Annotated in this window: 2 tRNA genes; both read right to left on the bottom strand. The window is 50.5% G+C overall.

The window, feature by feature from the left end:
• Positions 1–11 precede the first annotated feature (11 nt).
• Positions 12–87, bottom strand: a tRNA-Ala gene (locus ACT3XD_RS19765).
• A 104-nt stretch (positions 88–191) separates the two neighbouring features.
• Positions 192–268 (bottom strand) — tRNA-Ile (locus ACT3XD_RS19770).
• Positions 269–303 lie beyond the last annotated feature (35 nt).

The following is a 303-nucleotide window of genomic DNA, read 5'->3' on the forward strand; positions in this document are numbered from 1 at the left end:
AACCAACATAATGGTGGAGCCAAGCGGGATCGAACCGCTGACCTCCTGCGTGCAAGGCAGGCGCTCTCCCAGCTGAGCTATGGCCCCATTTTAGACACTTACCTCTCGGAATTTTATTCATCACAAGGCATTTTATGGCGAAGCATAGCCTGCTATGCGAGTCATAAAATAACGCAGAGATGGATAAAATTTGGTGGGTCTGGGCAGACTTGAACTGCCGACCTCACCCTTATCAGGGGTGCGCTCTAACCAACTGAGCTACAGACCCAAGAGGGGATCGTGCTTAAACCGTTTGCTCTATGA

The organism is Halomonas sp. AOP7-B1-5 (assembly GCF_052353045.1).
GTDB lineage: Bacteria > Pseudomonadota > Gammaproteobacteria > Pseudomonadales > Halomonadaceae > Vreelandella > Vreelandella colorata.